This window comes from Citrobacter sp. Cpo037 (genome assembly GCF_030332945.1).
GTDB classification, from domain to species: domain Bacteria; phylum Pseudomonadota; class Gammaproteobacteria; order Enterobacterales; family Enterobacteriaceae; genus Citrobacter; species Citrobacter portucalensis.
On sequence record NZ_JAOWGW010000007.1, the window covers coordinates 15,015 to 39,875 of the forward strand.

Annotated in this window: 24 protein-coding genes; 10 read left to right on the plus strand and 14 right to left on the minus strand. The window is 52.1% G+C overall.

Going from position 1 to position 24,861, the window contains the following annotated elements; all coding sequences use genetic code 11:
- Positions 1-918, minus strand: coding sequence for a glycine betaine ABC transporter substrate-binding protein OsmF (gene osmF / locus OGX94_RS00125; protein ID WP_191222359.1), 918 nt, complete (start codon positions 916-918; stop codon positions 1-3).
- Between the two features lie 231 nt (positions 919-1,149).
- A complete protein-coding gene (gene bglX, locus OGX94_RS00130; protein WP_003834471.1) occupies positions 1,150-3,447 on the minus strand; it encodes a beta-glucosidase BglX in 2,298 nt (765 codons plus the stop codon).
- 232 nt (positions 3,448-3,679) lie between these two features.
- Here bglX and dld point away from each other — a divergent pair, with 232 nt between their 5' ends.
- Positions 3,680-5,389 (plus strand): D-lactate dehydrogenase, encoded by a 1,710-nt coding sequence (gene dld, locus OGX94_RS00135; protein ID WP_063940511.1) that lies wholly within the window; start codon positions 3,680-3,682, stop codon positions 5,387-5,389.
- A 102-nt stretch (positions 5,390-5,491) separates the two neighbouring features.
- Here dld and pbpG read toward each other — a convergent pair whose 3' ends face one another.
- Both pbpG and OGX94_RS00145 read right to left on the minus strand, forming a co-directional pair.
- Positions 5,492-6,439 (minus strand): D-alanyl-D-alanine endopeptidase, encoded by a 948-nt coding sequence (gene pbpG, locus OGX94_RS00140; protein ID WP_003027363.1) that lies wholly within the window; start codon positions 6,437-6,439, stop codon positions 5,492-5,494.
- Positions 6,440-6,619: 180 nt separating this feature from the next.
- Positions 6,620-7,207 (minus strand): Yip1 family protein, encoded by a 588-nt coding sequence (locus OGX94_RS00145; protein ID WP_003834475.1) that lies wholly within the window; start codon positions 7,205-7,207, stop codon positions 6,620-6,622.
- Between the two features lie 240 nt (positions 7,208-7,447).
- Between OGX94_RS00145 and OGX94_RS00150 the strand changes: the two genes are divergently transcribed.
- Positions 7,448-8,017: a DedA family protein gene (locus tag OGX94_RS00150; protein WP_003834476.1), complete on the plus strand. Its 570-nt coding sequence runs from the start codon at positions 7,448-7,450 to the stop codon at positions 8,015-8,017.
- Positions 8,018-8,054: 37 nt separating this feature from the next.
- Here the strand turns inward: OGX94_RS00150 and mdtQ are convergent, their stop codons facing one another.
- A complete protein-coding gene (gene mdtQ, locus OGX94_RS00155) occupies positions 8,055-9,494 on the minus strand; it encodes a multidrug resistance outer membrane protein MdtQ (RefSeq protein WP_048234918.1) in 1,440 nt (479 codons plus the stop codon).
- A gap of 169 nt (positions 9,495-9,663) precedes the next feature.
- On the opposite strand from mdtQ, the gene OGX94_RS00160 reads away from it, so the two are divergent.
- Both OGX94_RS00160 and yohP read left to right on the plus strand, forming a co-directional pair.
- On the plus strand, positions 9,664-10,398 hold the full coding sequence (locus tag OGX94_RS00160) for a class I SAM-dependent methyltransferase (RefSeq protein ID WP_003834481.1): 735 nt from the start codon (positions 9,664-9,666) through the stop codon (positions 10,396-10,398).
- A 70-nt stretch (positions 10,399-10,468) separates the two neighbouring features.
- Entirely contained in the window at positions 10,469-10,552 is an 84-nt protein-coding gene (yohP, locus tag OGX94_RS24900) for a small membrane protein YohP (protein WP_015572324.1), read from the plus strand.
- A 103-nt stretch (positions 10,553-10,655) separates the two neighbouring features.
- Here yohP and dusC read toward each other — a convergent pair whose 3' ends face one another.
- From dusC to mhbT, 6 genes are all read right to left on the minus strand, one after another.
- Positions 10,656-11,600 (minus strand): tRNA dihydrouridine(16) synthase DusC, encoded by a 945-nt coding sequence (gene dusC, locus OGX94_RS00165; RefSeq protein ID WP_003834483.1) that lies wholly within the window; start codon positions 11,598-11,600, stop codon positions 10,656-10,658.
- A gap of 61 nt (positions 11,601-11,661) precedes the next feature.
- Positions 11,662-12,855, minus strand: a complete 1,194-nt coding sequence (locus tag OGX94_RS00170; RefSeq protein WP_257661813.1) for a 3-hydroxybenzoate 6-monooxygenase — start codon at positions 12,853-12,855, stop codon at positions 11,662-11,664.
- A gap of 14 nt (positions 12,856-12,869) precedes the next feature.
- Entirely contained in the window at positions 12,870-13,514 is a 645-nt protein-coding gene (gene maiA / locus OGX94_RS00175; RefSeq protein WP_003834489.1) for a maleylacetoacetate isomerase, read from the minus strand.
- An 8-nt stretch (positions 13,515-13,522) separates the two neighbouring features.
- A complete protein-coding gene (locus OGX94_RS00180) occupies positions 13,523-14,224 on the minus strand; it encodes a fumarylacetoacetate hydrolase family protein (protein WP_063940516.1) in 702 nt (233 codons plus the stop codon).
- 15 nt (positions 14,225-14,239) lie between these two features.
- Entirely contained in the window at positions 14,240-15,277 is a 1,038-nt protein-coding gene (gene gtdA / locus OGX94_RS00185) for a gentisate 1,2-dioxygenase (protein WP_149385215.1), read from the minus strand.
- 11 nt (positions 15,278-15,288) lie between these two features.
- Positions 15,289-16,647, minus strand: coding sequence for a 3-hydroxybenzoate transporter MhbT (gene mhbT, locus OGX94_RS00190; RefSeq protein WP_240389221.1), 1,359 nt, complete (start codon positions 16,645-16,647; stop codon positions 15,289-15,291).
- A gap of 126 nt (positions 16,648-16,773) precedes the next feature.
- Between mhbT and OGX94_RS00195 the strand changes: the two genes are divergently transcribed.
- The 6 genes from OGX94_RS00195 to OGX94_RS00220 all read left to right on the plus strand — a co-directional run bounded on the left by OGX94_RS00195 (position 16,774) and on the right by OGX94_RS00220 (position 21,068).
- Positions 16,774-17,682 (plus strand): LysR substrate-binding domain-containing protein, encoded by a 909-nt coding sequence (locus OGX94_RS00195; RefSeq protein WP_286568471.1) that lies wholly within the window; start codon positions 16,774-16,776, stop codon positions 17,680-17,682.
- A gap of 131 nt (positions 17,683-17,813) precedes the next feature.
- A complete protein-coding gene (locus OGX94_RS00200; protein ID WP_003834497.1) occupies positions 17,814-18,218 on the plus strand; it encodes a CidA/LrgA family protein in 405 nt (134 codons plus the stop codon).
- The gene (locus OGX94_RS00205) at positions 18,215-18,910 is read left to right on the plus strand and encodes a CidB/LrgB family autolysis modulator (protein ID WP_003027380.1); all 696 of its coding nucleotides are present in this window, start codon (positions 18,215-18,217) and stop codon (positions 18,908-18,910) included. The genes OGX94_RS00200 and OGX94_RS00205 overlap by 4 nt, the downstream gene beginning before the upstream one ends.
- 148 nt (positions 18,911-19,058) lie before the next feature.
- Complete coding sequence (cdd, locus tag OGX94_RS00210) at positions 19,059-19,943, plus strand: cytidine deaminase (protein ID WP_003834500.1); 885 nt, start codon at positions 19,059-19,061, stop codon at positions 19,941-19,943.
- 163 nt (positions 19,944-20,106) lie between these two features.
- The gene (gene sanA / locus OGX94_RS00215) at positions 20,107-20,826 is read left to right on the plus strand and encodes an outer membrane permeability protein SanA (protein ID WP_003027383.1); all 720 of its coding nucleotides are present in this window, start codon (positions 20,107-20,109) and stop codon (positions 20,824-20,826) included.
- A 2-nt stretch (positions 20,827-20,828) separates the two neighbouring features.
- Positions 20,829-21,068 carry a DUF2542 family protein gene (locus tag OGX94_RS00220; RefSeq protein ID WP_257661812.1) on the plus strand — a complete coding sequence of 80 codons (240 nt, stop codon included), beginning with the start codon at positions 20,829-20,831 and terminating at the stop codon, positions 21,066-21,068.
- A gap of 51 nt (positions 21,069-21,119) precedes the next feature.
- Here the strand turns inward: OGX94_RS00220 and mglC are convergent, their stop codons facing one another.
- From mglC to mglB, 3 genes are all read right to left on the minus strand, one after another.
- Positions 21,120-22,130 carry a galactose/methyl galactoside ABC transporter permease MglC gene (gene mglC / locus OGX94_RS00225; protein ID WP_003027393.1) on the minus strand — a complete coding sequence of 337 codons (1,011 nt, stop codon included), beginning with the start codon at positions 22,128-22,130 and terminating at the stop codon, positions 21,120-21,122.
- Positions 22,131-22,145: 15 nt separating this feature from the next.
- Entirely contained in the window at positions 22,146-23,666 is a 1,521-nt protein-coding gene (gene mglA, locus OGX94_RS00230) for a galactose/methyl galactoside ABC transporter ATP-binding protein MglA (RefSeq protein ID WP_003027396.1), read from the minus strand.
- Between the two features lie 71 nt (positions 23,667-23,737).
- Complete coding sequence (gene mglB, locus OGX94_RS00235; RefSeq protein ID WP_003027399.1) at positions 23,738-24,736, minus strand: galactose/glucose ABC transporter substrate-binding protein MglB; 999 nt, start codon at positions 24,734-24,736, stop codon at positions 23,738-23,740.
- Between the last annotated feature and the right edge of the window lie 125 nt (positions 24,737-24,861).

Below are 24,861 nucleotides of genomic sequence, written 5' to 3' on the forward strand. Positions count from 1 at the left end.
TTACTTCACCCATCCTTTTTGCTTCAGGTAGTCTGCTGCAACTTTTTTCGCATCCAGCCCCTCCACGGCAATACTGGCATTCAGCTTCTGCAACGTTTTTTCATCCAGGCTGGCAAAAACCGGTTGTAGCCATTCTCCCATTTGCGGGTAGTCTTTCAGCACCGATTCACGCACAACGGGTGCTGGCGCATAAATGGGCTGGACACCTTTTGGATCGCTTAAAGTTTGCAGACCGAGCGCCGCAACCGGGCCATCTGTGCCATAAGCCATCGCCGCATTGACGCCAGAAGTCTGCTGCGCCGCCGCTTTAATCGTCACCGCGGTATCCCCTCCTGCCAGCGACAACAGCTGGTTTTGATTCAGTTTGAAATCATAGGCTTTTTCAAACGCAGGCAGCGCGTCAGCCCGCTCGATAAATTCAGCAGAGGCGGCAAGTTTGAACGTTCCCCCGTCTTTCAGGTAACGGCCTAAATCAGCAAGGGACTCAAGCTTGTTCTTTTGCGCGATATCCTGGCGTACTGCAATGGTCCAGGTATTGTTGGCAGGAGCAGGCGTTAGCCAGACCAGCTTATTTTGCTCTGCGTCCAGCTTTTTCACTTTCTCGAATCCGGCCTGCGCATTTTTCCACGCGGGATCATTTTCATCTTTAAAAAAGAATGCGCCATTACCGGTATATTCCGGATAAATATCCAGCTCACCGGAGGTGATTGCCCCACGCACCACTGGGGTGGTACCCAGCTGTACTTTATTGACGGTTTTCACGCCATGGCTTTCGAGCACCTGCAAAATAATGTTGCCGAGCAGCGCCCCTTCGGTATCGATTTTTGAACCGACCGTGACGGGTGACGCGGCCTGTAAGGGCTGGCTTATCGCGGCTAACAGCGCCAGCGAACCCACCGATACTTTTGAGATTATCATGCTGTACTCCTCATCCTTTTGCGGCCCTTTTCAGAGACTTGAGGAAAAAGCATAGTCGAAAAATCAAGCCTTAACCTGGCTATTGGGTGGTAACGCTGAGAGTTATTAGCGGTAAGGCGATAATAAAATAAAAAAATCCGGCAACCCCAATATGAATTTGCCGGATGATACGATTTAGTCGGCCTGATAAGCATTGCGCCATCAGGCCTGCTGCATGAATTTACTCGTCAATTAAAGCAGTTCGAATTCGCCCTGCTTCACTCTGGCGGAATCCACACCGATAAAGACGTTAAACTTGCCAGGCTCTGCATCGTATTTCATCTGCTGATTCCAGAATTTGAGCGCTTCAATATCAATCGGGAAGCTGACGGTCTGGGTTTCACCTGGCTTAAGATTCACTTTTTCAAAACCTTTCAGCTGTTTTACCGGACGACTCATGGAGGCGGTCACATCCTGTAAATACATCTGAATCACCGTTGCACCTTCGCGCTTGCCGGTGTTGGTCACCTGCACGCTGGCCGTCACGGTTCCGTCACGTTTCATCGTCGGAGAAGAGAGCTTCACATCAGAAACTGTAAACGTGGTGTAGCTCAGGCCATAACCAAAGGGATACAACGGACCATTGGCTTCATCAAAGTAGCGCGACGTGTACTTGTTCGGCTTATCGGCGTTATACGGACGACCGGTATTGAGATGGCTGTAATAGACCGGGATCTGTCCAACAGAGCGCGGGAAAGACATCGGCAGCTTGCCTGACGGATTGTAATCACCAAACAGCACATCGGCGATGGCGTTACCGCCTTCCGTCCCGGCAAACCAGGTTTCGAGGATCGCATCGGCTTGTTGATCTTCCTTAACCAGCGCCAGCGGACGACCGTTCATCAACACCAGAACCAGAGGTTTACCCGTGGCTTTCAGCGCAGCAATCAGGTCACGCTGACTTTGCGGAATGGTGATATCGGTGCGGCTGGAGGCTTCATGCGCCATGCCCTGCGCTTCACCGACTACCGCGACAACCACATCTGATTGCTTCGCGGCGTTAACGGCTTCATCGATCATCGCCTGCGGCGAACGCGGGTCAACCTTTACCGCTTCTTCATACAGGTTGAGGAAATCGACAATGCCTTTGTCGTTGGTGATATTCGCCCCTTTGGCGTACAGCACTTTGCCCTGATCGCCGACGGCATTTTTAATCCCCGTCAGTACCGTTACCGACTGATCGGCAACACCGGCGGCGGACCAACTGCCCATCACATCACGCTTGCTGTCGGCCAGCGGACCGACAACCGCCACTGTGGCCGATTTTTTCAGCGGCAACGTTTCCAGACGGTTTTTCAGCAGCACCAGGCTTTCGCGCGCCACTTCACGCGCCTCTTTGCGATGCAAACGGCTTTCTGCGTTGGTGTCCTGTGGGTCAGATTCTTTGGCCCCCAGATGGCTGTACGGATCGTTAAACAGCCCCATATCATATTTCACGTTCAGCACGTGGCGCGCGGCGTCGTCCAGCTCCGCCATCGTCACTTTGCCGGATTTAATCAAGCCCGGCAGATATTTGCTGTAATACTCATCGCTCATACTCATGTTGATGCCGGACTTGATCGCCACACGCACCGCATCTTCAGGATCGGAGGCGGTACCGTGCTTAATCAGTTCCTTAATCGCGCCGTGATCGGAAACGGTAATCCCCTTAAAGCCCCATTCATCTCGCAGCACGTCTTTTAACAGCCAGGCGTCTGAGGTTGCAGGCGTACCGTTTAGCGAATTAAGACCCACCATCACCGCACCGCTACCGGCGTCCAGCCCGGCTTTATACGGTGGCATATAGTCGTTGAACAGACGCTGTGGGCTCATATCGACGGTGTTATATTCCTTGCCACCTTCAACCGCGCCATAGGCGGCGAAGTGCTTGACGCTGGTCATCACCGAATAGCGATCCGCCGGGCTTTTCCCCTGCATCGCTTCCACCATGGTTTTACCCATCGTAGCCGTTAAATACGTGTCTTCACCAAAACCTTCTGAAGCACGGCCCCAGCGCGGATCGCGAGAGACATCGACCATTGGTGCCCAGGTCATATTCAGACCATCATCGGCAGCTTCATACGCGGAAATACGGCCAACGGTTCTGACCGCATCGAGATTAAAAGAGGATGCCAGGCCGAGACTTATCGGGAACACGGTACGCTGGCCGTGCAATACGTCGTAGGCAAAAAAGAGAGGAATTTTCAGGCGGCTGAGCTCCATCACCTGATCCTGCATTTTGCGGATATCCTGGCGCGTGACGGTGTTAAAAATTGCCCCAACCTGCCCGTCTTTGATCATCTCGCGGATGGCTTCTTTCGGGTTATCAGGCCCGACGCTTATCAAGCGTAGTTGCCCAATTTTCTCATCCACGGTCATCTGTTTAAGTAAATCGGTAACGAATGCATCCCGCGCTTCTGGCGTCAGAGGATGGTTACCAAACAGCGTGTCCGCCAGCGCTGGTTGCAACGCCAGACTCACCGCGACACCTACAGAACATAGCCATTTCATGTTGATTCTCTCTTTATTTTTTCCCGACCAGGCAGCGAAAATATAACAAAAACCGCAGTTTGCCGTAAGACTAAACGGGAGTGATAAAGAAAGCTAAGGTTATTCTCCTAATTTTCAAAACCAGCGCGAATCAGTAGAAGACGAACCAGAGACAATATGAATGAGAAAGCGTATTGTCATACAAAGCGCTATGCTTGTTCCTGATATTGAGTCCCACCACAAGGAGTGGAGAATGTCTTCCATTACAACAGATAATAAAGCTTTTCTGAATGAACTGACCCGTCTGGTAGGTCATTCACACCTGCTCACAGACCCTGCTAAAACCGCCCGCTATCGCAAGGGATTCCGCTCCGGTCAGGGCGATGCACTCGCCGTGGTGTTCCCTGGCTCGCTTTTAGAACTGTGGCGCGTCCTCAACGCTTGCGTCGCCGCAGATAAAATTATCCTGATGCAGGCCGCCAACACTGGTCTGACCGAAGGCTCTACGCCGAGCGGTAATGATTACGATCGCGAGATTGTCATTATCAGCACCCTGCGCCTTGATAAGCTGCACGTCATCGGCAAAGGCGAACAGGTGCTGGCCTATCCCGGCACCACGCTTTATTCACTGGAAAAAGCGCTCAAACCGTTTGGCCGCGAGCCGCATTCGGTGATCGGATCTTCCTGTATCGGCGCTTCAGTGATTGGCGGTATTTGTAACAACTCCGGCGGCTCGCTGGTTCAGCGCGGTCCGGCATACACGGAGATGTCGCTGTTTGCGCGTATTGACGAGCAGGGTAAATTACAGCTGGTTAACCATCTGGGTATCGAACTGGGCCAGACCCCGGAACAGATCCTTAGCAAACTTGATGACGACCGTATCAAAGATGACGATGTGCGCCACGATGGACGTCATGCACACGATCACGACTACGTTACCCGCGTCAGAGATATTGAGGCGGACACGCCCGCTCGCTATAACGCCGATCCGGATCGGTTGTTTGAATCATCCGGTTGTGCAGGCAAGCTCGCGGTTTTTGCGGTGCGTCTGGACACCTTCGAAGCCGAAAAAAACCAGCAGGTCTTTTACATCGGTACCAACCAGCCAGAGGTGCTGACGGAGATCCGCCGTCATATTTTGGCAAAATTTGAGCATCTGCCGGTCGCCGGTGAATATATGCACCGCGATATTTATGACATCGCTGAGCAATACGGCAAAGATACGTTTCTGATGATCGACAAGCTCGGCACCGACAAAATGCCGTTCTTCTTCACCCTGAAAGGTCGCACCGATGCGATGCTGGAAAAAGTGAAAATTTTCCGTCCGCATTTCACCGATCGGGCAATGCAGAAATTTGGCCATTTGTTCCCCAGCCACTTACCCGCGCGCATGAAAAGCTGGCGCGATAAGTATGAACATCACCTGCTGTTAAAAATGGCCGGTGGCGGCGTGGCTGAAGCGCAAAACTGGCTAAGCGAGTTTTTCAAAACCGCTGAAGGCGACTTCTTTGCCTGTACGCCGGAAGAAGGCAGCAAGGCGTTTTTGCATCGCTTTGCGGCGGCTGGCGCGGCTATACGTTATCAGGCCGTGCATGCCGATGAAGTGGAAGATATTCTGGCGCTGGATATCGCGCTACGCCGTAACGATACCGAATGGTACGAGCATCTGCCTGCAGAGATCGACAGCCAACTGGTGCACAAACTCTATTACGGTCACTTTATGTGCTACGTCTTCCATCAGGATTACATTGTGAAAAAAGGCGTGGACGCGCATGCGCTGAAAGAGCAGATGCTGGAACTCCTGCGCGAGCGTGGGGCGCAGTATCCGGCAGAGCACAACGTCGGGCATCTGTATCAGGCGCCGGAAACCTTGACCCGTTTTTACCGTGAGAACGATCCCACCAACAGTATGAATCCGGGTATTGGGAAAACGAGTAAGCAGAAGTTCTGGAAAGAGTCGTAAACCAAAAAAAAGATAAGCGCCACCGGGCATGTTGCCGGGGGCGCTTCGCTTGCCCGGCCTACAGCCACATTAGTTTTGTGCAGGCCGGATAAGACGTCTTGTTTAATCGTTCTGTGCGGTTTGCTCGCCCGTCGCCGAACCTGCCGCCGCCATCTGCGCGGCTTTTTGCTTTTTATAGCTCAGCGCCGCCGCCGGAACCGGCATCACCTTGCCCGTTTCGATCCAGGTACGTAAACGGCTGGCATCGGCAAAGTGGGTATATTTACCGAACGCATCCATCACCACCAGCGCCACCGGTTTGTTATTGATCACCGTGCGCATCACCAGACAGTGTCCTGCCGCATTGGTAAACCCGGTTTTGGTTAACTGAATATTCCAGTTATCGCGGTATACCAGATGGTTGGTGTTACGGAATGGCAGCGTATAAGCCGGGTTGGCAAAGGTCGCCATATCTTCACGCGTGGTGCTTAACTGGCCAATCAGCGGATACTGCTTGCTGGCGATCAGCAGCTTAGTTAAATCACGAGCGGTCGATACGTTATGAATCGATAAGCCAGTTGGTTCCACAAAGCGAGTCTGAGTCATGCCGAGCGCTTTCGCTTTGGCATTCATGGCCTTAATAAACGCGTTATAACCGCCAGGGTAATGATGCGCCAGGCTCGCCGCCGCACGGTTTTCTGATGACATCAGCGCCAGCAACAGCATGTCTTTACGGCTAATTTCACTGTTCAGTCGCACACGAGAGTAGATGCCTTTCATTTCCGGCGTCTGACTGATATCAACTTTCAGTTTCTCATCCAACGGCAGTCGTGCATCAAGCACCACCATCGCGGTCATTAATTTGGTAATCGACGCAATCGGACGCACAAGGTCCGGGTGGTTCGAATAGATAACTTTGTTGGTATTCAGATCAACAATCATCGCGCTACCGGACGCTATCTCAGGTTGAGAAGCCGCTGCGGTAGTTGCCGTTTTAGCCACGGCTTGGGGTGCAAAAGGAACGGCCAGCACCAGGGCAAGGCTTAATAATGAAACTCGGAATTTCAGCATGATGAGATTTCTGATAATGGTTCACGCACGTCACAACGCACACCGCCAGAGACTAAGTATTATCTCAAGCTAGCTCAGGCATCATAGCGATCCAGCAGGTTTGCCGCCACAGGAGAATCGTCTCGAAATGCTGCGTTGCTGACTTTTACGTCAACAACGCAGCGCAGACAGGTTTATCCGTCAGAATAACCGATAGCCGTAACCCCACAGGATTACCGTAATCGCCAGCAGAACTTCCAGTACCAGCACACCGATCGCCAGCGTCGAACTGGAAAAGCTCAGGCCTTCCTCTTTAGAGATATTCAGGAACGTCGGTATGCCGAGATAAAGTAAATAGCCGGTGTAAAATAGCGCGATCGTTCCTACTAATGCACACAGCCAGACCAGCGGATAAAGTGCGACCAATCCGCTTAAAAACAGCGGCGTCGCGACATATCCTGCAAAGACCATACAGTGGGCCAACGACGGACGCTGCGGGTAATTACGTGCCATCCACCAGATAACCCGGCCCATGACGGCGACGCCTGCCAGCATGACCCCGTAAAACAGAATTGCCATCGCAAATCCGGTCAACAGAGATAACTTCAGGATATTGCCATCGCCAAAATTCCAACCGATTTGCGTTGTACCGATAAACGCGCAAACAACCGGGATTGCCGCCATCAGCAGTACATGGTGGGTATAGTGATGCGAAACACTTTCGTTTTCGCTGTTGATCACGTGCATTTCACGATCGGGATGGGAAAACAGTCCCCAGACATGGTTCATACCGCCCCCTTCTTGTCAGCTCCGGACCTCAACACTTCAAGTATAATTCAGCTTTTGATTATTTTATGTACACATGAAAAATACCGAAGCGCCGGGTAAAAAGTGTGTAAGCCGCAGGCTTGATAAGCGAAGCGCCATCAGGCATTAGGGAACTGAACGACGTTAAGCGCTACTATGCGTCTTTTCCGGCATCAAGTATTCATTGGGTGTATGCTATGACCAGTGGAGGTCATACAACGTATGGATATAACGCATTATGTTGCGCAATACGGCTATGCTGCGTTAATCATCGGCAGCCTGGCAGAAGGTGAAACCATTACCCTGTTAGGCGGCGTCGTGGCGCATCAGGGAGTCCTGAAATTCCCGCTGGTGGTGCTCTCGGTCGCGCTGGGTGGGATGATTGGCGATCAGTTGCTCTATTTACTCGGACGTCGTTTTGGCGGCAAAATTCTGCGTCGTTTCTCGCGCCATCAGGCGAAAATTCATTATGCGCAGAAAATGATCCAACGACGTCCTTACCTGTTTGTTGTCGGTACTCGCTTTATGTACGGCTTTCGCGTTATTGGTCCCTTACTGATTGGCGCCAGTCACCTGCCGCCGAAGATCTTTTTACCGCTGAATATTCTTGGCGCGTTTGTCTGGGCATTGCTATTTACCACCCTCGGCTACGTCGGTGGTGAAGTGATCGCGCCGTGGCTGCACAGCCTCGACCAGCATATCAAGCATGGCATCTGGCTGGTGCTGGTTATCGGGATAGTCGCGGGCGTCCGCTGGTGGATGAAACGTCGAAGCACGCGTAAAGCGCAATGAAGATGGCCCGACAGCGGAACACCGGCGGGCCGAACAATCAGGATGCGTGATAACCGCCACCCAGCGCGCTGGTCAACTGGATTGAGGCATCCAGCCACTGTCCTTGTAAAAGCAGACCGTTGCACTGCTCACGTAATGCCGGGATCTTTGCCTCGCTGACCCTGGAACCCGCAATAATACCTGCATTAAAGCGCGCCTGCGCCAGCCCCACTACGCGCTGAGCGTCATGTTCAATCTGCTGCTGATGCTGATTTTTCTGCGCCAGTGTTTCTACCTGCGATGCCGCACGTGCCACGTCATTCACCGCATCCACCACAGCTTTGTTGTAATTCGCCACCGTCAGGTTACTTTGCGCTTTCGTAATATCGAGATTCGCATTCAGTCTGCCGCTGTCAAAGATAGGCAGCGTCAGCCCGGCGGTTACACCCATTTGCTGCGCGGAATGGCGGAACAGGTCACTCAGATGTAACGCATCCTGTTGTAAAAATGCCATCAGATTCACATCGGGATAAAACGCCGCTTTCGCCGCATCAATGCTGCTCAGCGATGACTCAATGTACCAGTGTGCCGCCTGCAAATCTGGTCGACGGGCCAGAAGCGAGTAGCCCAATTGGGATGGGAGCTGACTTTCAACCACGGGCAGTTTGGTCGAATGGAGCTTCAGGGCAACGGACTGCGAGTTGCTCAACGCGCTTAGGCGCGCCTCAATCACCTTCATTTTACCGCTGACATCGTTCAGCTGCTGCTCTGTTTTGCTGGAATCGATATCGGTTTCAACACCTTCCACCGAAGAAGTGAGGCCGTTTTGATATAGCTGACGATCGACGGTTATCACATTTTGCTGCTCGCTTTCGATTTGCGTCAACACGGTTTTCAGCGCGGCCTGCGTCTGCCATTCCCAGTAAAGACGGGAGACGCCGCTCGCCAGCAGCTGTCGGGTTTGCTCACGCTCGGCTTCACGCGCCTTAACGGCCCCTATACGCGCCGTCACTTCAGCCCGATTCTTACCCCACAGATCCAGATTCCAGCCTGCGGTTAAACCAAAGGTGCCGTTGGTGTACCACGGCCCTGTCGTCCCGGCGGCCGGATCGGTAATGGCAAACGGTCCCATCAGCCCTTCGGCTGACATTCTCTGACGCTCAACGTCCGCGGAGAAGTCGATCTCCGGGCCATCCTGCGCCTCCACCGCCTTAGCCTGCGCCTCCGCCAGTTGAATGCGCTGTTCCGCGACCTGCATATCAGGAGAATTTCGCAACGTGCTGTCAATCAACGCATTAAGCTGGGGGTCGTGATATGCCTTCCACCACTGGCTGTCCGGCCAGCCATTTTTTAACGCGGCAGGCAATGTGGTATCGACATTTGCGGCAGGCGTCTGCTGTGACAGAGACTGGCGGTCATCATGCATCGGCGCGCAGCCAGACATCAGAACAAAAAGCGGCAACAATGCCGTCGTGACAAACACAGAATTACGATTCATGGAGATATACAGGTAAGAAAAGATGTGCAGAGATTACGACTTGTCGCTGTTGCTTTTTTAGTTACGCGTGGCAATACATCTTTGGCAATAAAAATATATAATCAGAAAAATATACACCTCGTGAATAATATAGATTAAATAATTTTAATAATTAATGGATGGAGATGTTATGTCACAGAATATCTATGACGATCCTGAGTTCTTTGCCGGATATGCCACGCTGGATCGTTCAGTAAAGGGACTCGACGGTGCGCCAGAATGGCCGACAATACAAGCGATGCTCCCCTCTCTTCAAGGCAAAAATATTCTTGATTTGGGCTGTGGATATGGTTGGTTTTGCCGCTACGCGCGCGATAATCAGGCAGCCAGCGTAATGGGACTGGATATTTCACAAAAGATGTTAACCCAGGCACACAGTATGACTCAGGGTAATGGCATCGTTTATCAGCGTGAAGATCTCGAAACGCTAACCCTGTCCCCAAATTCTTTTGACCTGGTTTATAGCTCGCTTGCCCTGCACTATTTGCACGATATAGAACGATTATTCGTAACCATTTACCAGTCATTAACACCAGGCGGTATGTTAGTTTTCTCTGCCGAGCATCCAATTTATACCGCACCGCTTAATCAGGGCTGGATAAAAGATAAAACCGGGCAGCTGTCCTGGCCGGTTAATCATTATCAGCAGGAAGGTGAGCGCATCAGTAACTGGTTTGCTGAAGGCGTCAAAAAACAGCACCGTAAGCTGGCGACCTGGATTAATGCGCTGATTGCCGCCGGATTCGAGATCGTTTGTCTCGATGAATGGGGACCTTCCGGGCAACAGATTGCTGAAAACCCGGCTTTAGATGAAGAAAAAGAGCGGCCGATGGTGTTTCTGCTCAGCGCACGTAAACCAGCATAACAACGCCCCCAGGCAGAATGATTGATACTTTCCTATACTCAATCTGAACTTACCAAAAAAAGGAAAGTTAATGAAAATTCTGCTGTGGGTAATTCTGATTATTTTTCTGATTGGGCTATTGGTGGTAACAGGCGTGTTTAAGATGATTTTCTGATGTCGTCATTTCGCCCAGGCCTGATAGCAGAAATCTCAGGCTATTATTCTCTCTGATGCCGGATGGCGGCGTAAACGCCTTATCCGGCCTACTGGAGCTGAGATCAGGCAGTAATCTCGATAGCCTGAATCGCTCGTGCGATATCCGGCGAATTATTTAACGCACGAATTTCCTGAAACAGTTCTGTTGCCTCTGAATATTCTTTGCGCAAATACCCTAACCACTGCTTAATCCGCGCTACATGATACAGCCCGGTGTCCCCCTGCTTTTCAAGGCGGGTATATTTTTGCAACAGCGTCACGACTTCAGGCCACGGCATACGCGGCTCGTTGTATTTCACCACGCGGCTCAGGTTCGGAATATTTAATGCGCCACGTCCGATCATCACCGCATCGCATCCGCTGATGGCCATACAATCCTGGGCGCTCTGCCAGTCCCAGATTTCGCCATTCGCAATAACCGGAATGGTCAGCCGCTGGCGGATCTCGCCAATCGCCTGCCAGTTAATATGTTCGGCCTTGTAGCCCTGCTCTTTGGTTCGGCCATGCACCGCCAGTTCGCTGGCACCGGCCTGCTGGACGGCATCGGCAATTTCAAACTGCCGGTCGCTGTTGTCCCAGCCCAGACGAACTTTCACCGTCACCGGAAGATGAGCCGGGACCGCCTCACGCATAGCTTTTGCACCCCGGTAGATAAGCTCAGGATCTTTCAATAACGTTGCGCCACCGCCGCTACCGTTCACCAGCTTCGACGGACAGCCGCAGTTCAGATCGACACCGTACGAGCCCAGTTCTACCGCGCGTGCGGCATTCTCCGCCAGCCACTGCGGATACTGTCCTAACAGCTGAATGCGAACCAACGTGCCGGATGGCGTCCGGCTGTTATTATGCAGTTCCGGGCAGAGTCGATGAAATACTTTTGCCGGCAGGAGCTGATCCACCACGCGCACAAACTCGGTGATGCACAGATCGTAATCATTCACTTCAGTCAGCAGCTCGCGCACCAGTGAGTCGAGCACGCCTTCCATCGGCGCCAGTAAAACACGCATATCGTCACCCGCAAAAAAAGAGGCGCTATGGTAGCGCCTCCGTTCGGGAGATTAAAGAGGCTCAGCGCGGCAATAGGCAGTTATCTTCTTTCCAACCGTACAGCCATTCCATACCGCGATAAAACTCCGCCTGCGATTTGTCTTTCCACAGCAGATTACGCACCTGCCGCTCGACGCCTGCGGCATGGTAGACACGGCCCATTTCACGCGTTGACCAGACGATGCGTGCGGTACGCGGAATACGCACCGACTCATACAGTGCAAAGGCATCAGCCGCATCGCCATCACACTGCTGTAGCGCTTTACCGAGCGTTACCGCGTCTTCCAACGCCATACAGGCACCCTGCGCCATATATTGCGCCACCGGGTGCGCGGCGTCTCCCACCAGCGTGATGCGGTCGGTTCCCCATTTTTCTACCGGCTCGCGGTCGGCGGTGGACCAGCGCCGCCATGATGTCGGTTTATCCAGCATCTGGCACGGGCGCGGATGGATACCCGCAAAATAGGAGAGCACTTCCTCTTTGCTGCCATCCTTCACGCCCCACTCTTCCTGCTGACGACTGTGGAAGGTCACCACCAGGTTATACTGCTTACCTCCGCGCAGCGGATAGTGCACCAGGTGACAGTGTGGTCCGGCCCACAGCACCGGTGCGTTAATGCGTAAATCTTCCGGCATATCATCACAATCAATCACGGCGCGATAGACCACGTGTCCGGTAACCCGTGGCGCATCGCCAATCAGAGACTGACGAACGACCGATTTTACACCGTCACAGCCCACCAAAATATCCGCCGTCCAGCTGTTACCGTGCTCATCAAATACCGTCACGTCATTCTCTGTCTGGCGAATATCAACCACGTTAGTTGAAGTGCGATACTCAACGTTAGGATGCACCAGCGCCGCTTCCCAAACGCTGGCGTGAATATCAACCCGATGGATAACCGCATAAGGACCGCCAAAGTGATCGCGGAACGCCTGCCCGGTTTCAATGCGCACAACCTCTTTTGCGTTTACCGCATCCATCATCGTGATGTGATCGGTAAAAACAGCACGCTGACGGGCGACTTCCCCCACGCCAAGGCTGTCCAGAGCAGAGAATGCATTCGGCCCGAGCTGAATACCCGCGCCAATTTCACCAATCTCGTGCGCTTTCTCCAGCAACATCACTTTAATGCCCTGACGGGCCAGCGATAGCGCGGTTGCCGCGCCGCCAATCCCGCCACCCACGATAATTGCGCGTGTCACTTTAGCCATTGTCGTTCTCCTTATCAGGCTGGAATTTTATCTTGTTGATTCTCGGGCGCGGCGGCGATAAACGCCGGAAGCTGAGTACAGGCATCATATACCGCCTTACAGCGCGGATATCCGCTCAGATCGCAACCCATACGTAACGCATTCGCCCACTGTGGGATCAGACAGCAATCCGCCAGCGTCGGCGCATCACCTACGCAGAACTTACCCGAATGACTCTGGCGCAGCATCTGTTCCACCGCGCTTAACCCTTGCTGGATCCAGTGTGCATACCAGCGTTTTTTATCTTCTTCACTGACCTTTAACTCTTCGCTCAGGTAGCGCAGTACCCGCATGTTATTCACCGGGTGGATATCACAGGCGATGGCATAGACAATTTCCAGCACCTTACTGCGCACCGGGAAGTCGGCTGGCAGCAGCGGCGTTTGCGGAAAGTGGCCATCCAGCCAGTCAATTATTGCCAGCGACTGCCCAAGTGATTCTCCGTCATCGGTCACCAGCGTCGGCACCAGTCCCACCGGGTTCATCCGTCGGTAGGCCAGTTCGTTCTGCTGACCAATGCGAATGTTGACGCCCACCGTCTGGTAATCCAGCCCCTTCAGCGCCAGCGCAATGCGCACCCGATATGACGCCGAGCTATTAAAGAAACTGTACAGCTTCATCATCCACCTCAGACAATCTTCACGGCGATGGGGGTTAAACCGTCTACGTTTCCGGTGATCACATCCCCTTTCACTACCGCCCCCACGCCTTCAGGGGTACCGGTGTAGATCAGATCGCCCGGCTGCAGTTCGAAGAAGCCAGACAGATAGCTGATGGTTTCATTCACAGACCAGATGAGGTGGCGAATATCGCTACGCTGATGATCGTCGCCGTTGACCTGCAACCAGATTGGCGCATGGTTAACATCCACACTTTCGCTGGCTTTATGCAGCGGCGCGATGGGCGCGGAGAGATCAAACGCTTTGCCAATTTCCCACGGACGCCCCATCTGGCGCATCTCCATCTGCCGATCACGGCGAGTCATATCCAGACCGGTGGCATAGCCCCAGATATATTCGTGCGCTTTTTCCAGCGGAATATCACTGCCCTTTTTGCCAATCGCCACCACCAGCTCTATCTCATAGTGATAGTTATCGGTTTGCGATGGGTACGGCAGTTCGAGGGTCTGACCAGCCGCCACCGGGACTACCGCATCGGCAGGTTTACAGAAAAAGAACGGCGGTTCGCGATCCGGATCAAAGCCCATTTCACGGGCATGAGCGGCATAGTTACGGCCCACACAGTAAACTCGGCGCACAGGAAATTGTTCATCACAGCCAACAACCGGAACGGTAACAGGCGCTTGTGGTTCAAATACGTATTGCGTCATTTTCTCTCTCCCAAATTAATAACGTGCTTCGCGGAACAACCCCAGCGCTTCCTGAACCGGTCTGTCCGAAAAACTGAATAAGACGGTATCTTCGCGGGTCTTGAACGACACGCCGTGCCAGGTCGGCACCACAAAGATATCTTTTGGCGAAAAGTTGAAGGTCTCATTGCCGATGGTGACCTGCCCACTTCCTTCCACCACGTGGTAGATAGTGCTGTCGGTGGTACGCGCCATTCGTGAGGAAAAGCCCTGCGGCAACAGTTGCAGGAAGGTTCCCATTGAAGGCATGGGATAACCGCCGGTTACCGGGTTGACGTAACGCATCTTGTAACCGTCCCATTCATCGGCGTCACCCATGCGGGTCAGGTCATGCAGTGCCTCACGGCTGCGATCGTAGCGATAGTTAAAAATCGGCGATGAGTTACCTTTCTGATGACGCAGCGGCAGCATATTGGCCGCGTAGCGCGGTAAATAATCCCCTTCCTTGCGCGTGACCGGCTGCTGATCTTCCGGGTAGTCTTCCGCAAAGCCACAGCCCAGCAGGTTCACCAACGGCAGGTCCAGACCGTCCAGCCACACCACCGGTTCACTGCCCGGGTTGCCGTGATCGTGCCAGCGCCACTGCGGCGTCAGAATAAAATCGCCTTCTTGCATCTGGGTGCGCTCGCCATCCACGGCGGTAAATGCCCCTTTCCCTTCGACAATAAAGCGCAGCGCAGACTGGTTGTGGCGGTGACTCGGCGCAACCTCGCCCGGCATAATTAACTGCAATCCCGCGTACAGCGTTGGGGTGATTGAAGACTGTCCGCGCAGCATTGGGTTTTCCAGCACCAGCACGCGACGAATCGCCTCTTTCGCGCCAATCAGATTGCCACTTTCTAACAGTAGTGGACGGATCTCCTGATAGTTCCAGTACGCTGGCGCGCAATGTGCGTTCGGAGTTGGCGGCACCAGACGATGCAGCGACTCCCACAGCGGGGTCAGATTCTGCCCGGAAATATGCTGGTAAAACTGCTGACGGCTGTTCTTAACATCCTGATTCAGTTCAGACATAGGGATTCTCCTTATTCATTCACAACACCTGCGCGAGGCAGAGTATTCGAGGCAGAGGCCGACTGGCGGATAACAACCGTCAGCAGCGTAAGCATCACCGCGCTGATGGCCGCCGGGACGGCAATAATGAAAAACAGGTTATCGAATGAGAAATTCATCGCCATCATCACGCCGCCGGAAAGCGAGCCGACAATCGCGCCGCAGCGTCCCACCGCATTAGACCAGCTGACGCCCGTCGCCCGGCTTTGTGTCGGATAAAGCGTGGCGGTTAACGCATTAAGACCAACCTGAGAACCGCTGATACCAATGCCGGTGCCAAAAATGGCCAGCGCCATCAGCCACAGGCCGTTCTCACTCAGACCAATCATGACGATGCATACCGCGCCCAGCGCATAGCTCACGGCCAGCACGCGGAAAGGATTGTATTTATCCATCAGCACGCCCAGCGCCAGCGCGCCAAGCGTACCGCCAATCTGGAAGGCAGCGGTCACCCAGGAGGCATGCTGCAGATCAATTCCACGGTGGTTTAACAGCGTTGGCATCCAGCTGGAGAGCAGATAAATAATCAGCAAGCTCATAAAGAACACTACCCATAGCATCAGGGTAATGGGCAGCTGTCGCCCGACGAACAGCTGGCGAATGCTGCCTTTAGCAATTGAGGTGCCCTCGTTGAGATAAAAATGGGTATTGTCATAACGTTCCCGGGTGATGGCGCTAACGGTTCTGGCAATCACGTTTTGCGGCAGCTGACGACGAACCTGCCAGCGTGGGGATTCCGGTAGCGCAAACAGCAGGGCCACAAACAGCATCAGCGGTAGAACGCCTCCCAGCACCAGGATGCCGTGCCAGCCAATCACCGGCACCAGCTGCGCGCTGACGATGCCGCCCATTGCCGATCCCAGGGTGAATCCGCAGAACATCATGGTGACCAGTGCCCCACGCCGACGCGCTGGCAGGTATTCAGACGTCATGGTGATGGTATTTGGCATCGCGCCGCCCAGACCTAAACCGGTCAGGAAGCGCAAAATAACCAGCGTTTGTAGATCGGGTGAAAAAGCCGAGATCAGACTTAGCGCACCGAACAATGCCACGCAGAGTTCTATCACTCTTTTGCGGCCAAAACGGTCGGACAGCGGGCCACAGAGCAGCGCGCCAGCGGTCAGTCCCAGCAGACCTGCGCCAAACAGCGGGGCCAGATCGCCGGCAGTCAGCTGCCAGTGAGTGCGAATGTCGGGTGCGATAAAACCAATCGCCGCGGTATCAAATCCGTCGAGCATGACAACCAGAAAACAGCAGATGATAACGCGCCACTGGGTCTTACCGACGGGGGCGGAATCGATCAGCGCTTGTAGATCACGTTGTTGAGTCATAGTGAATGCCTCAGTGCAGGTAGAGTAGATGTCTGTTTTGTTTTAGGTATGTTGCGACTTTGTATGTTTGGAGATGAAATGTACAATGGCTTTTCATGCAGAGGTATAACCTGGAGGTTATAGCAAATGGCAAACTGGGCGCAGAAACTGAAGTTGCACTACCTGCAAACGCTTATTGCACTGGGCGAACAGGGAAATCTGACTCACGTCGCCCGGATGATGAATATCACCCAGCCCGCGTTGTCGAAATGGTTATCACAACTCGAAGATGAGATTGGCATCACGCTCTTTGAACGTCATAGCAAAGGCTTGCGTCCTTCCGAAGGCGGCAAACTGCTACTGCAGCATGCCCAACGCCTAATCAATGATATGGAACGTTCGCAGTATGAGATCGCCCGTTTTAAGCAAGGCGGCCTTGTAGGGAGTCTGAAGATTGGCTGCTCGCCAGTAGCGACCGACTGTGTTTCTCAGGCAATACTGGGGTTGCTTAAAGAGTTACCAACCCTGCATCTTAATATTGAAGAGAAAGTGATGACCCCGCTGCTGCACGATCTGCTCGCGGGTTCGGTGGATGTCGTCGTCGGTCGCGTCGGTGGCCGGGCGCTTCAGTTGCCGCTCAATTACCAGGTGCTGTATACCGAGCCGGTCTGTTTCGTCGCCCGTCCCGATCATCCCCTGGCAAAATATCCCCTGCTCACCTGGCACGATCTGGCGAACTGGCGCTGGATTGTCTGGCCGACAGGAACCCCTATCCGGATAAGCATTGATAACGCGCTGGTTGATAACGGTGTCATGTTGCCGGAAAACATCATTGAATCGGCATCGATCAACGTCAGCACCAATCTGCTGCAAAGTAGCGACATGATCTCTATTCTTTCTTTGCGTCTGGCACAAAGGTATGCCGCCCAGGGACAGCTGGCTATCCTGAATCTGCCGAAGATTGAACAAAAAGGCAGCGTCGGCGTATTCTGGCGCAACAACGAAACGCCGACTACCGCCCTGAATCGTTTTTTGTATTATCTGGCACAGGTTTAGCGCGGAGAGTTAGGGCCATCGCCCGATGTTCCAGATATCTATTTCCTCTATGCTTAGAATTCATGATGTGATCGGTAGCACGTTTTTAAGTTTAATTGTATGATGAATGAGTCTCGTCAAGGGTTTCAACTATGAGCAAAGCACTGAACGTTATCTGGCAATATTTGCGCGCATTCGTCCTGATTTATGCCTGCCTCTATGCAGGTATTTTTCTTGCATCGCTACTCCCTATCACCATTCCGGGCAGCATTATCGGCATGCTGATCCTATTTGTCTTACTGGCTTTGCAGGTGTTACCGGCAAAATGGGTTAACCCTGGCTGCTACGTGCTGATTCGTTATATGGCCCTGTTGTTTGTCCCGATTGGCGTGGGGATCATGCAGTACTTTGACCTGCTCCGCGCACAATTTGGTCCGGTAGTGGTGTCTTGTACCATCAGTACGCTGGTCGTTTTCCTGGTGGTGAGCTGGAGCTCGCACATTGTGCACGGTGAGCGCAAAATCGTTGGGCAAAAAGAGGCTAAAGCAAAAAAATGATGTCGTATATCTGGTGGTCGTTACCTCTTACGCTGGCGGTATTTTTTGGCGCACGTAAGCTGGCAGCTCGCTTTAAAATGCCTTTGCTGAACCCTCTGCTGGTGGCCATGGTGGTAATTATTCCCATTCTGCTGCTGACCGGTATTCCCTATGATCACTATTTCAAAGGCAGCGAAGTGCTGAACGATTTGCTGCAACCTGCCGTGGTCGCGCTGGCCTATCCGTTATACGAACAGTTGCACCAGATTCGCGCCCGCTGGAAATCAATCATTGCTATCTGTTTTGCCGGCAGCGTTGTGGCGATGGTTACAGGTACAACAATCGCCTTGTTGATGGGCGCATCGCCGCAAATTGCCGCGTCAATCATGCCAAAATCGGTCACTACACCTATCGCTATGGCCGTGGGTGGCAGTATTGGCGGTATTCCGGCTATCAGTGCCGTTTGCGTCATTTTTGTCGGCATTCTCGGGGCAGTATTTGGTCATACGTTGCTTAATGCGATGCGTATTCGCACCAAGGCCGCTCGTGGGCTGGCAATGGGCACCGCGTCGCACGCCCTGGGCACCGCACGCTGTGCGGAACTGGACTATCAGGAAGGTGCGTTTAGCTCACTGGCGCTGGTCATTTGCGGCATTATTACCTCGCTGGTAGCCCCGTTCCTGTTCCCGATTATTCTGGCAGTGGTGGGTTAACCTTCATTTTTTAGCTATTTATTTGCGATGCGTTGCACATTTTTCATTTAAGTTTCATAAGTTGCATACACAATGAGATTTGGATCACATATAAAGCCATAACAGGCCCGTAAACTACGATTCCATTACATTGTTATGAGGCATCGCCATGCATCCACGTTTTCAAACTGCTTTTGCCCAACTCGCGGATAACTTGCAATCAGCCCTGGCCCCTGTTCTGGCGGATGCACATTTCCCCGCCATGCTGACTGCTGAGCAGGTCTCTTTGCTGAAACGCGAATCGGGACTGGACGAAGACGCGCTGGCATTCGCTCTGCTGCCGCTGGCTGCGGCCTGCGCACGTACTCCGCTATCCAACTTCAACGTTGGGGCAATTTCTCGCGGCATCAGCGGCAACTGGTACTTCGGTGGGAACATGGAGTTCCTGGGCGCGACCATGCAGCAAACCGTTCATGCCGAGCAAAGCGCCATCAGCCACGCCTGGCTGCGCGGTGAAAAAGGGCTCGCTGCCATCACCGTCAACTACACGCCGTGCGGCCATTGTCGCCAGTTTATGAACGAACTGAACAGCGGACTGGATTTACGTATTCATCTGCCGGGACGTGCACCACACGTGCTGCGCGACTACCTGCCAGATGCCTTCGGCCCGAAGGATCTGGAGATTAAAACGCTGCTGATGGACGATCAGGATCACGGCTTCGCGCTGCAGGGCGATACGTTGACTCAGGCGGCAATCACCGCTGCCAACAGATGCCATATGCCGTACAGCAAATCCCCAAGCGGCGTGGCGCTGGAGTGTAAAGATGGTCGTATTTTTAGCGGCAGCTATGCTGAAAATGCCGCTTTTAACCCGACCCTGCCACCGCTGCAGGGCGCGTTAAACCTGTTGAATCTCAACGGTTATGATTATCCAGATATCCAACGTGCTGTACTGGCTGAAAAAGCCGACGCGCCATTGATTCAGTGGGATGCAACCTCCGCCACGCTGAAAGCACTGGGCTGCGACAATATAGAGCGCGTACTTCTGGGTTAATCGACTCAATAACGCCAGTTCGTAGGCCGGATAAGGTGTTTACACCGCTATCCGGCACTATGCGCAATGCCTAAAATCCCCTCAATCAGACTGCTGTTTCTTGCGCTACGTCTTCCGGTACAGTAGCCTGATTGAAATTCCATCCAAATAACGAGTTTTCTGCATGTTAAAGCGCGTGTTTTACAGCCTGTTAGTCCTGCTAGGCTTGCTGCTTTTGACTGTGCTTGGACTCGATCGCTGGATGAGCTGGAAGACGGCTCCCTACATTTACGACGAACTGCAGGATTTACCCTACCGCCAGGTAGGTGTGGTTCTGGGCACGGCGAAGTATTACCGCACCGGCGTCATCAACCAATATTACCGTTACCGCATTCAGGGCGCATTGAACGCCTATAACAGCGGGAAGGTAAACTATCTGCTGTTAAGCGGCGATAATGCCCAGCAAAGCTACAACGAACCCATGACGATGCGTAAGGATCTGATTGCCGCAGGCGTCGATCCCGCTGACATCGTGCTTGATTACGCAGGGTTCCGGACACTCGACTCCATCGTGCGTACCCGCAAGGTCTTTGATACCAACGATTTCATCATTATTACTCAACGATTCCACTGTGAGCGCGCCTTGTTTATTGCGCTGCATATGGGTATTCAGGCCCAGTGCTACGCCGTACCTTCGCCAAAAGATATGCTCACCGTGCGGGTACGTGAATTTGGCGCCCGTTTTGGCGCACTCGCCGATCTCTACATTTTCAAACGTGAGCCCCGTTTTTTAGGCCCACTGGTGCCCATCCCTACTATGCATCAGGTACCGGACGATGCGCAGGGGTATCCGGCGGTCACGCCTGAACAATTACTCGAATTACAAAAGAAACAAGGAAAATAAGCATGGAAGGAAAAACGATCTTTATCGTTATTGGCGTACTGATGATTGTTCTCTGGACGTGCAGAGAAGGCCTGAAGGGACTACGTTCCGGTATCGTCGAGAAAACAGTGAAAGGTTCGCAGACGCCAATGATCATTTCTCGCGCTAAAGAACCCAGCACTTACTGGAACTATATCATCGTTTATTTCGGTATGGCCATTGGTGCATTGTTCACTGGTATCTGGTTACTCTTTATCAAATAAAAAAACCGATGCAGAACGCCTCTGCACCGGTTTTATTTTTCTCTTCCCAGATTACTTCTTACGCGCGTACTTCAGTGAGTCCAGCGCGACCGCGAAGATAATAATGCCGCCCTTGATAATATACTGCCAGTAAGGGTTCACGCCGATGTAGGTCAAACCGTAGTTGATGACGGTGAAGATGATCACACCGGTTACTACGCCAAACACGGTACCTACCCCGCCGCTGAACGACACGCCGCCAACCACGCACGCCGCAATCGCATCCAGCTCATACATAAAGCCGAGGTTGTTGGTCGCTGAGCCGATACGTCCGGCTTCGAGCAAACCGCCGAAGGCATAGAACACGCCAGACAACGCATAGATAATCAGCAGGTTCAGCGCAACGTTTACACCGGACACTTTCGCAGCTTCCGGGTTTCCGCCGATGGCGAAAATGTTTTTACCGAAGCGGGTCTTGTTCCACAGCACCCACACAAAGGCCACCGCAATCAGCGCATAGAATGTGATGTAGGAGAGTCGGAAACTGCCCAGTGCAATAAAGCCCTGCGCAAAGGTTGAGAATCCGCTGTCAAAGCCAGAAATTGGCGATGCGCCGACGAAGTCGTAGTACAGGGAGTTGATCCCGTAAACGATAATCATCGTACCCAGTGTGGTAATAAACGGTGTTACGTTCAGATAAGCAATGATAATACCGTTCACCAGACCGATAATGGCGCCAATCACGCAAACAATCAGCACCACTACAATGATTGGCATCGTCGCCATTTCCGGGAATACCTTGTTGGCATTCTCCATCGACTGCAACAGAGTTGCCGCCACCACTGCCGCCAGGCCAACCTGACGCCCCGCCGACAGGTCGGTCCCTTGGGTAACAATCAGTCCAGCCACACCCAATGCGATAATAATACGCACCGAGGATTGCGTGAGAATATTACTCAGGTTCAGTAAGCTTAAGAAAGTGGGATCCTGGAAAATAATAATCGCCAGCAAAACCAAAAGAACAACGTAAATTCCGCCTTCTTTCAGGTAAGTAAGAAAACTTTTCTTATTTAACGCACTCATGAGGAGCCCCTAATCTTAAAGGTGCAAAGACGCAAGACGGAGGATTTCGTTTTGCGTTGTTGTTTTAGTGTCAACAATTCCAGCAACGAGACCATTGCTCATCACCAGAATACGATCGGTAATACCCAGCAGCTCCGGCATTTCAGAGGAAATAATAATAATCCCCTTATCCTTTTTCGCGAGTTCGGCAATCAACTGATAAATTTCAAATTTCGCGCCAACATCGATTCCACGCGTCGGTTCATCCAGCATCAGAATTTCTGGCTGGGTTAATAACCAACGACCAATAACCACCTTTTGCTGATTACCGCCAGAAAGTGAACCGATTTGCGTACGATGACCCGGTGTTTTTACCCTCATGGAGTCAATTACCCACTGGGTATCACTCTTCATGCGGGAATTATCCAACAGACCAACTTTGTTTTTATAGTTTTGGATATTGGAGATTAACGAGTTAAAACCAATGTCCAGATATGCATAAATACCGGTTGAGCGGCGCTCTTCCGTGACCAGTGCAAAACCATGGTTGATGGCTTCATTTGCACTGTGGTTATTAATTTTTTTGCCGTGTAGCGTAATCGTACCTGATGATTTCTCACGAATACCAAAAAGCGTTTCAACGATATCCGTGCGTTTTGCGCCTACCAGACCTGCAATCCCAAGAATCTCCCCTTTGTGCAAATCAAACGAGATATCACGAATCGACGGCTGGCGCAGCGAGGTCAGGTTACGCACTTGCAGAATGACTTCACCAGGTTTGTTTTCTTTATCCGGAAAACGTTGGTTCAGTGAACGTCCGACCATCATGGCGATGATCTTATCCATATCCAGCCCTTCCAGCGGCTGGGTCGCAATCCACTGACCGTCGCGTAGTACGGTAATTTCATCGCACAGCTGGAAGATTTCTTCCATTTTGTGAGAGATATAAACAATACCGCATCCACGCTCTTTCAGCTTACGGATGATGGTGAACAGATGGTTAACTTCTTTTTCAGTTAACGATGAAGTTGGTTCATCCATGATGACGATTTTGGCGTCATAGGAGAATGCTTTCGCAATTTCAATCATCTGCATTTGTGAAACGGATAATGTACCGACGCGCGCACGCGGATCGATATCAATATCCAGTTCATCAAATATCGCTTTGGTATCGCGGTACATTTTTTCCTGATCGACAAACATGCCTTTGGTGGGATAGCGTCCCAGCCACATGTTGTCCATCACAGAACGTTGTAATACCAGGTTTAATTCCTGGTGTACCATCGAAATACCATTTTCAAGCGCTTCTTTAGCAGAATGAAAATCGATTTCTTTACCCTGAAATAAAATACTGCCGGAATCTTTTTGATAGATGCCGAAAAGACATTTCAATAATGTTGATTTCCCCGCTCCATTCTCTCCCATTAGGGCGTGAATAGAATGCGGGCGAACTTTTAAATTGACATTATCAAGCGCCTTAACGCCGGGGAAGGACTTGTTGATGCCGGTCATTTCCAACAAGTATTCGCCTGACGACTGAGTATGTGTGCTGACCATAATTATACCTTGTTGGCCTTGCAGAGTGCATTATTAAGGGCGCAATGAAATTGCGCCCACATACGGAGTATTTATTTGTTGGTGAACTCTGCCAGATTATCTTTATCGACACCTACGTACGGAACGCGAACAATCTTGTTCTCAATTTTCCAGTTAGTGCCATCTGCCGCACCTTTGCCGTCAGCCAGGTTTTTCGCCAGATCGAAGGTGGCTTTCGCCTGGTTGTTAGCATCGTTCAGCACGGTACCGGCCATGGCGCCAGATTTCACCAGAGCCAGCGCTTCAGGCAGCGCATCCACACCAAATACTGGTACGCTGGTTTTGTTGTGCGCTTTCAGCGCTTCAACTGCACCCATTGCCATCGCATCGTTGTTAGCGATAACCACTTCAATTTTGTTCGCGTTTGGACCAGACATCCACGCATCCATCTTATCTTTCGCCTGAGCGGTATCCCACATTGCAGTATCTAACTGCAGCTGCTCAGTTTTAATGCCCTTGTCGTTCAGCTCTTTAATCACGTAAGTGGTACGTGCTTCAGCATCCGGGTGTCCCGGTTCGCCTTTCAGCAGAACAAACTGAATTTTGCCGTCTTTGTTCAGGTCCCAGTTCGGGTTAGCTGCCCAGTGTTTGGCAATCAAATCACCCTGAATAATGCCGGACTCTTTAGAGTCGGTACCGACGTAATACGCTTTGTCATAGCTGTCCAGCGCTTTACGAGAAGGTTCTTTGTTGAAGAACACGATCGGTACGTTCTGTCCGCGTGCTTTTTCAATGACCGTGCCAGCAGCTGCCGGGTCAACCAGGTTAATCGCCAGTGCTTTAACGCCTTTTGCCAGTAGCACGTCGATCTGATCGTTTTGTTTGGACTGGTCGTTCTGCGAGTCGTTCATCAGCAGCTGTACATCTGGTGCCGCTTTGGCATCTTTTTCAATAGCCTTACGTACTACAGACATAAAGTTATCGTCATACTTATAGATAGTCACACCAATGCGGGTATCAGCAGCGTGCGCAGCCGCGCCGAATAACATGCTTGCCATTACAGCAGACAGGGTCAACACCTTCTTATTCATGGTATCTCCGGTTTTATTATGCAGGGTAGTACTTGAGATAAATGCTCGGCAGGCAGAACGTTACTGAAGTGTTACTGAACGCCGAAGCTCACTTTTAAAAAATATTTCTTCCGTGTCTGGCAACG

What these genes read in the sequence shown, in the direction of transcription:
- cdd (WP_003834500.1), top strand. Translation starts at nt 19,059, where the DNA reads ATGCATCCACGTTTTCAAACTGCTTTTGCCCAACTCGCGGATAACTTG.
- OGX94_RS00160 (WP_003834481.1), top strand. Translation starts at nt 9,664, where the DNA reads ATGTCACAGAATATCTATGACGATCCTGAGTTCTTTGCCGGATATGCC.
- yohP (WP_015572324.1), top strand. Translation starts at nt 10,469, where the DNA reads ATGAAAATTCTGCTGTGGGTAATTCTGATTATTTTTCTGATTGGGCTA.
- maiA (WP_003834489.1), bottom strand. Translation starts at nt 13,514, where the DNA reads ATGAAGCTGTACAGTTTCTTTAATAGCTCGGCGTCATATCGGGTGCGC.
- sanA (WP_003027383.1), top strand. Translation starts at nt 20,107, where the DNA reads ATGTTAAAGCGCGTGTTTTACAGCCTGTTAGTCCTGCTAGGCTTGCTG.
- bglX (WP_003834471.1), bottom strand. Translation starts at nt 3,447, where the DNA reads ATGAAATGGCTATGTTCTGTAGGTGTCGCGGTGAGTCTGGCGTTGCAA.
- mhbT (WP_240389221.1), bottom strand. Translation starts at nt 16,647, where the DNA reads ATGACTCAACAACGTGATCTACAAGCGCTGATCGATTCCGCCCCCGTC.
- mglA (WP_003027396.1), bottom strand. Translation starts at nt 23,666, where the DNA reads ATGGTCAGCACACATACTCAGTCGTCAGGCGAATACTTGTTGGAAATG.
- mglC (WP_003027393.1), bottom strand. Translation starts at nt 22,130, where the DNA reads ATGAGTGCGTTAAATAAGAAAAGTTTTCTTACTTACCTGAAAGAAGGC.
- dusC (WP_003834483.1), bottom strand. Translation starts at nt 11,600, where the DNA reads ATGCGTGTTTTACTGGCGCCGATGGAAGGCGTGCTCGACTCACTGGTG.
- pbpG (WP_003027363.1), bottom strand. Translation starts at nt 6,439, where the DNA reads ATGCTGAAATTCCGAGTTTCATTATTAAGCCTTGCCCTGGTGCTGGCC.
- osmF (WP_191222359.1), bottom strand. Translation starts at nt 918, where the DNA reads ATGATAATCTCAAAAGTATCGGTGGGTTCGCTGGCGCTGTTAGCCGCG.
- mdtQ (WP_048234918.1), bottom strand. Translation starts at nt 9,494, where the DNA reads ATGAATCGTAATTCTGTGTTTGTCACGACGGCATTGTTGCCGCTTTTT.
- OGX94_RS00205 (WP_003027380.1), top strand. Translation starts at nt 18,215, where the DNA reads ATGATGTCGTATATCTGGTGGTCGTTACCTCTTACGCTGGCGGTATTT.
- OGX94_RS00170 (WP_257661813.1), bottom strand. Translation starts at nt 12,855, where the DNA reads ATGGCTAAAGTGACACGCGCAATTATCGTGGGTGGCGGGATTGGCGGC.
- OGX94_RS00195 (WP_286568471.1), top strand. Translation starts at nt 16,774, where the DNA reads ATGGCAAACTGGGCGCAGAAACTGAAGTTGCACTACCTGCAAACGCTT.
- gtdA (WP_149385215.1), bottom strand. Translation starts at nt 15,277, where the DNA reads ATGTCTGAACTGAATCAGGATGTTAAGAACAGCCGTCAGCAGTTTTAC.
- OGX94_RS00145 (WP_003834475.1), bottom strand. Translation starts at nt 7,207, where the DNA reads ATGAACCATGTCTGGGGACTGTTTTCCCATCCCGATCGTGAAATGCAC.
- dld (WP_063940511.1), top strand. Translation starts at nt 3,680, where the DNA reads ATGTCTTCCATTACAACAGATAATAAAGCTTTTCTGAATGAACTGACC.
- OGX94_RS00200 (WP_003834497.1), top strand. Translation starts at nt 17,814, where the DNA reads ATGAGCAAAGCACTGAACGTTATCTGGCAATATTTGCGCGCATTCGTC.
- OGX94_RS00180 (WP_063940516.1), bottom strand. Translation starts at nt 14,224, where the DNA reads ATGACGCAATACGTATTTGAACCACAAGCGCCTGTTACCGTTCCGGTT.
- OGX94_RS00220 (WP_257661812.1), top strand. Translation starts at nt 20,829, where the DNA reads ATGGAAGGAAAAACGATCTTTATCGTTATTGGCGTACTGATGATTGTT.
- mglB (WP_003027399.1), bottom strand. Translation starts at nt 24,736, where the DNA reads ATGAATAAGAAGGTGTTGACCCTGTCTGCTGTAATGGCAAGCATGTTA.
- OGX94_RS00150 (WP_003834476.1), top strand. Translation starts at nt 7,448, where the DNA reads ATGGATATAACGCATTATGTTGCGCAATACGGCTATGCTGCGTTAATC.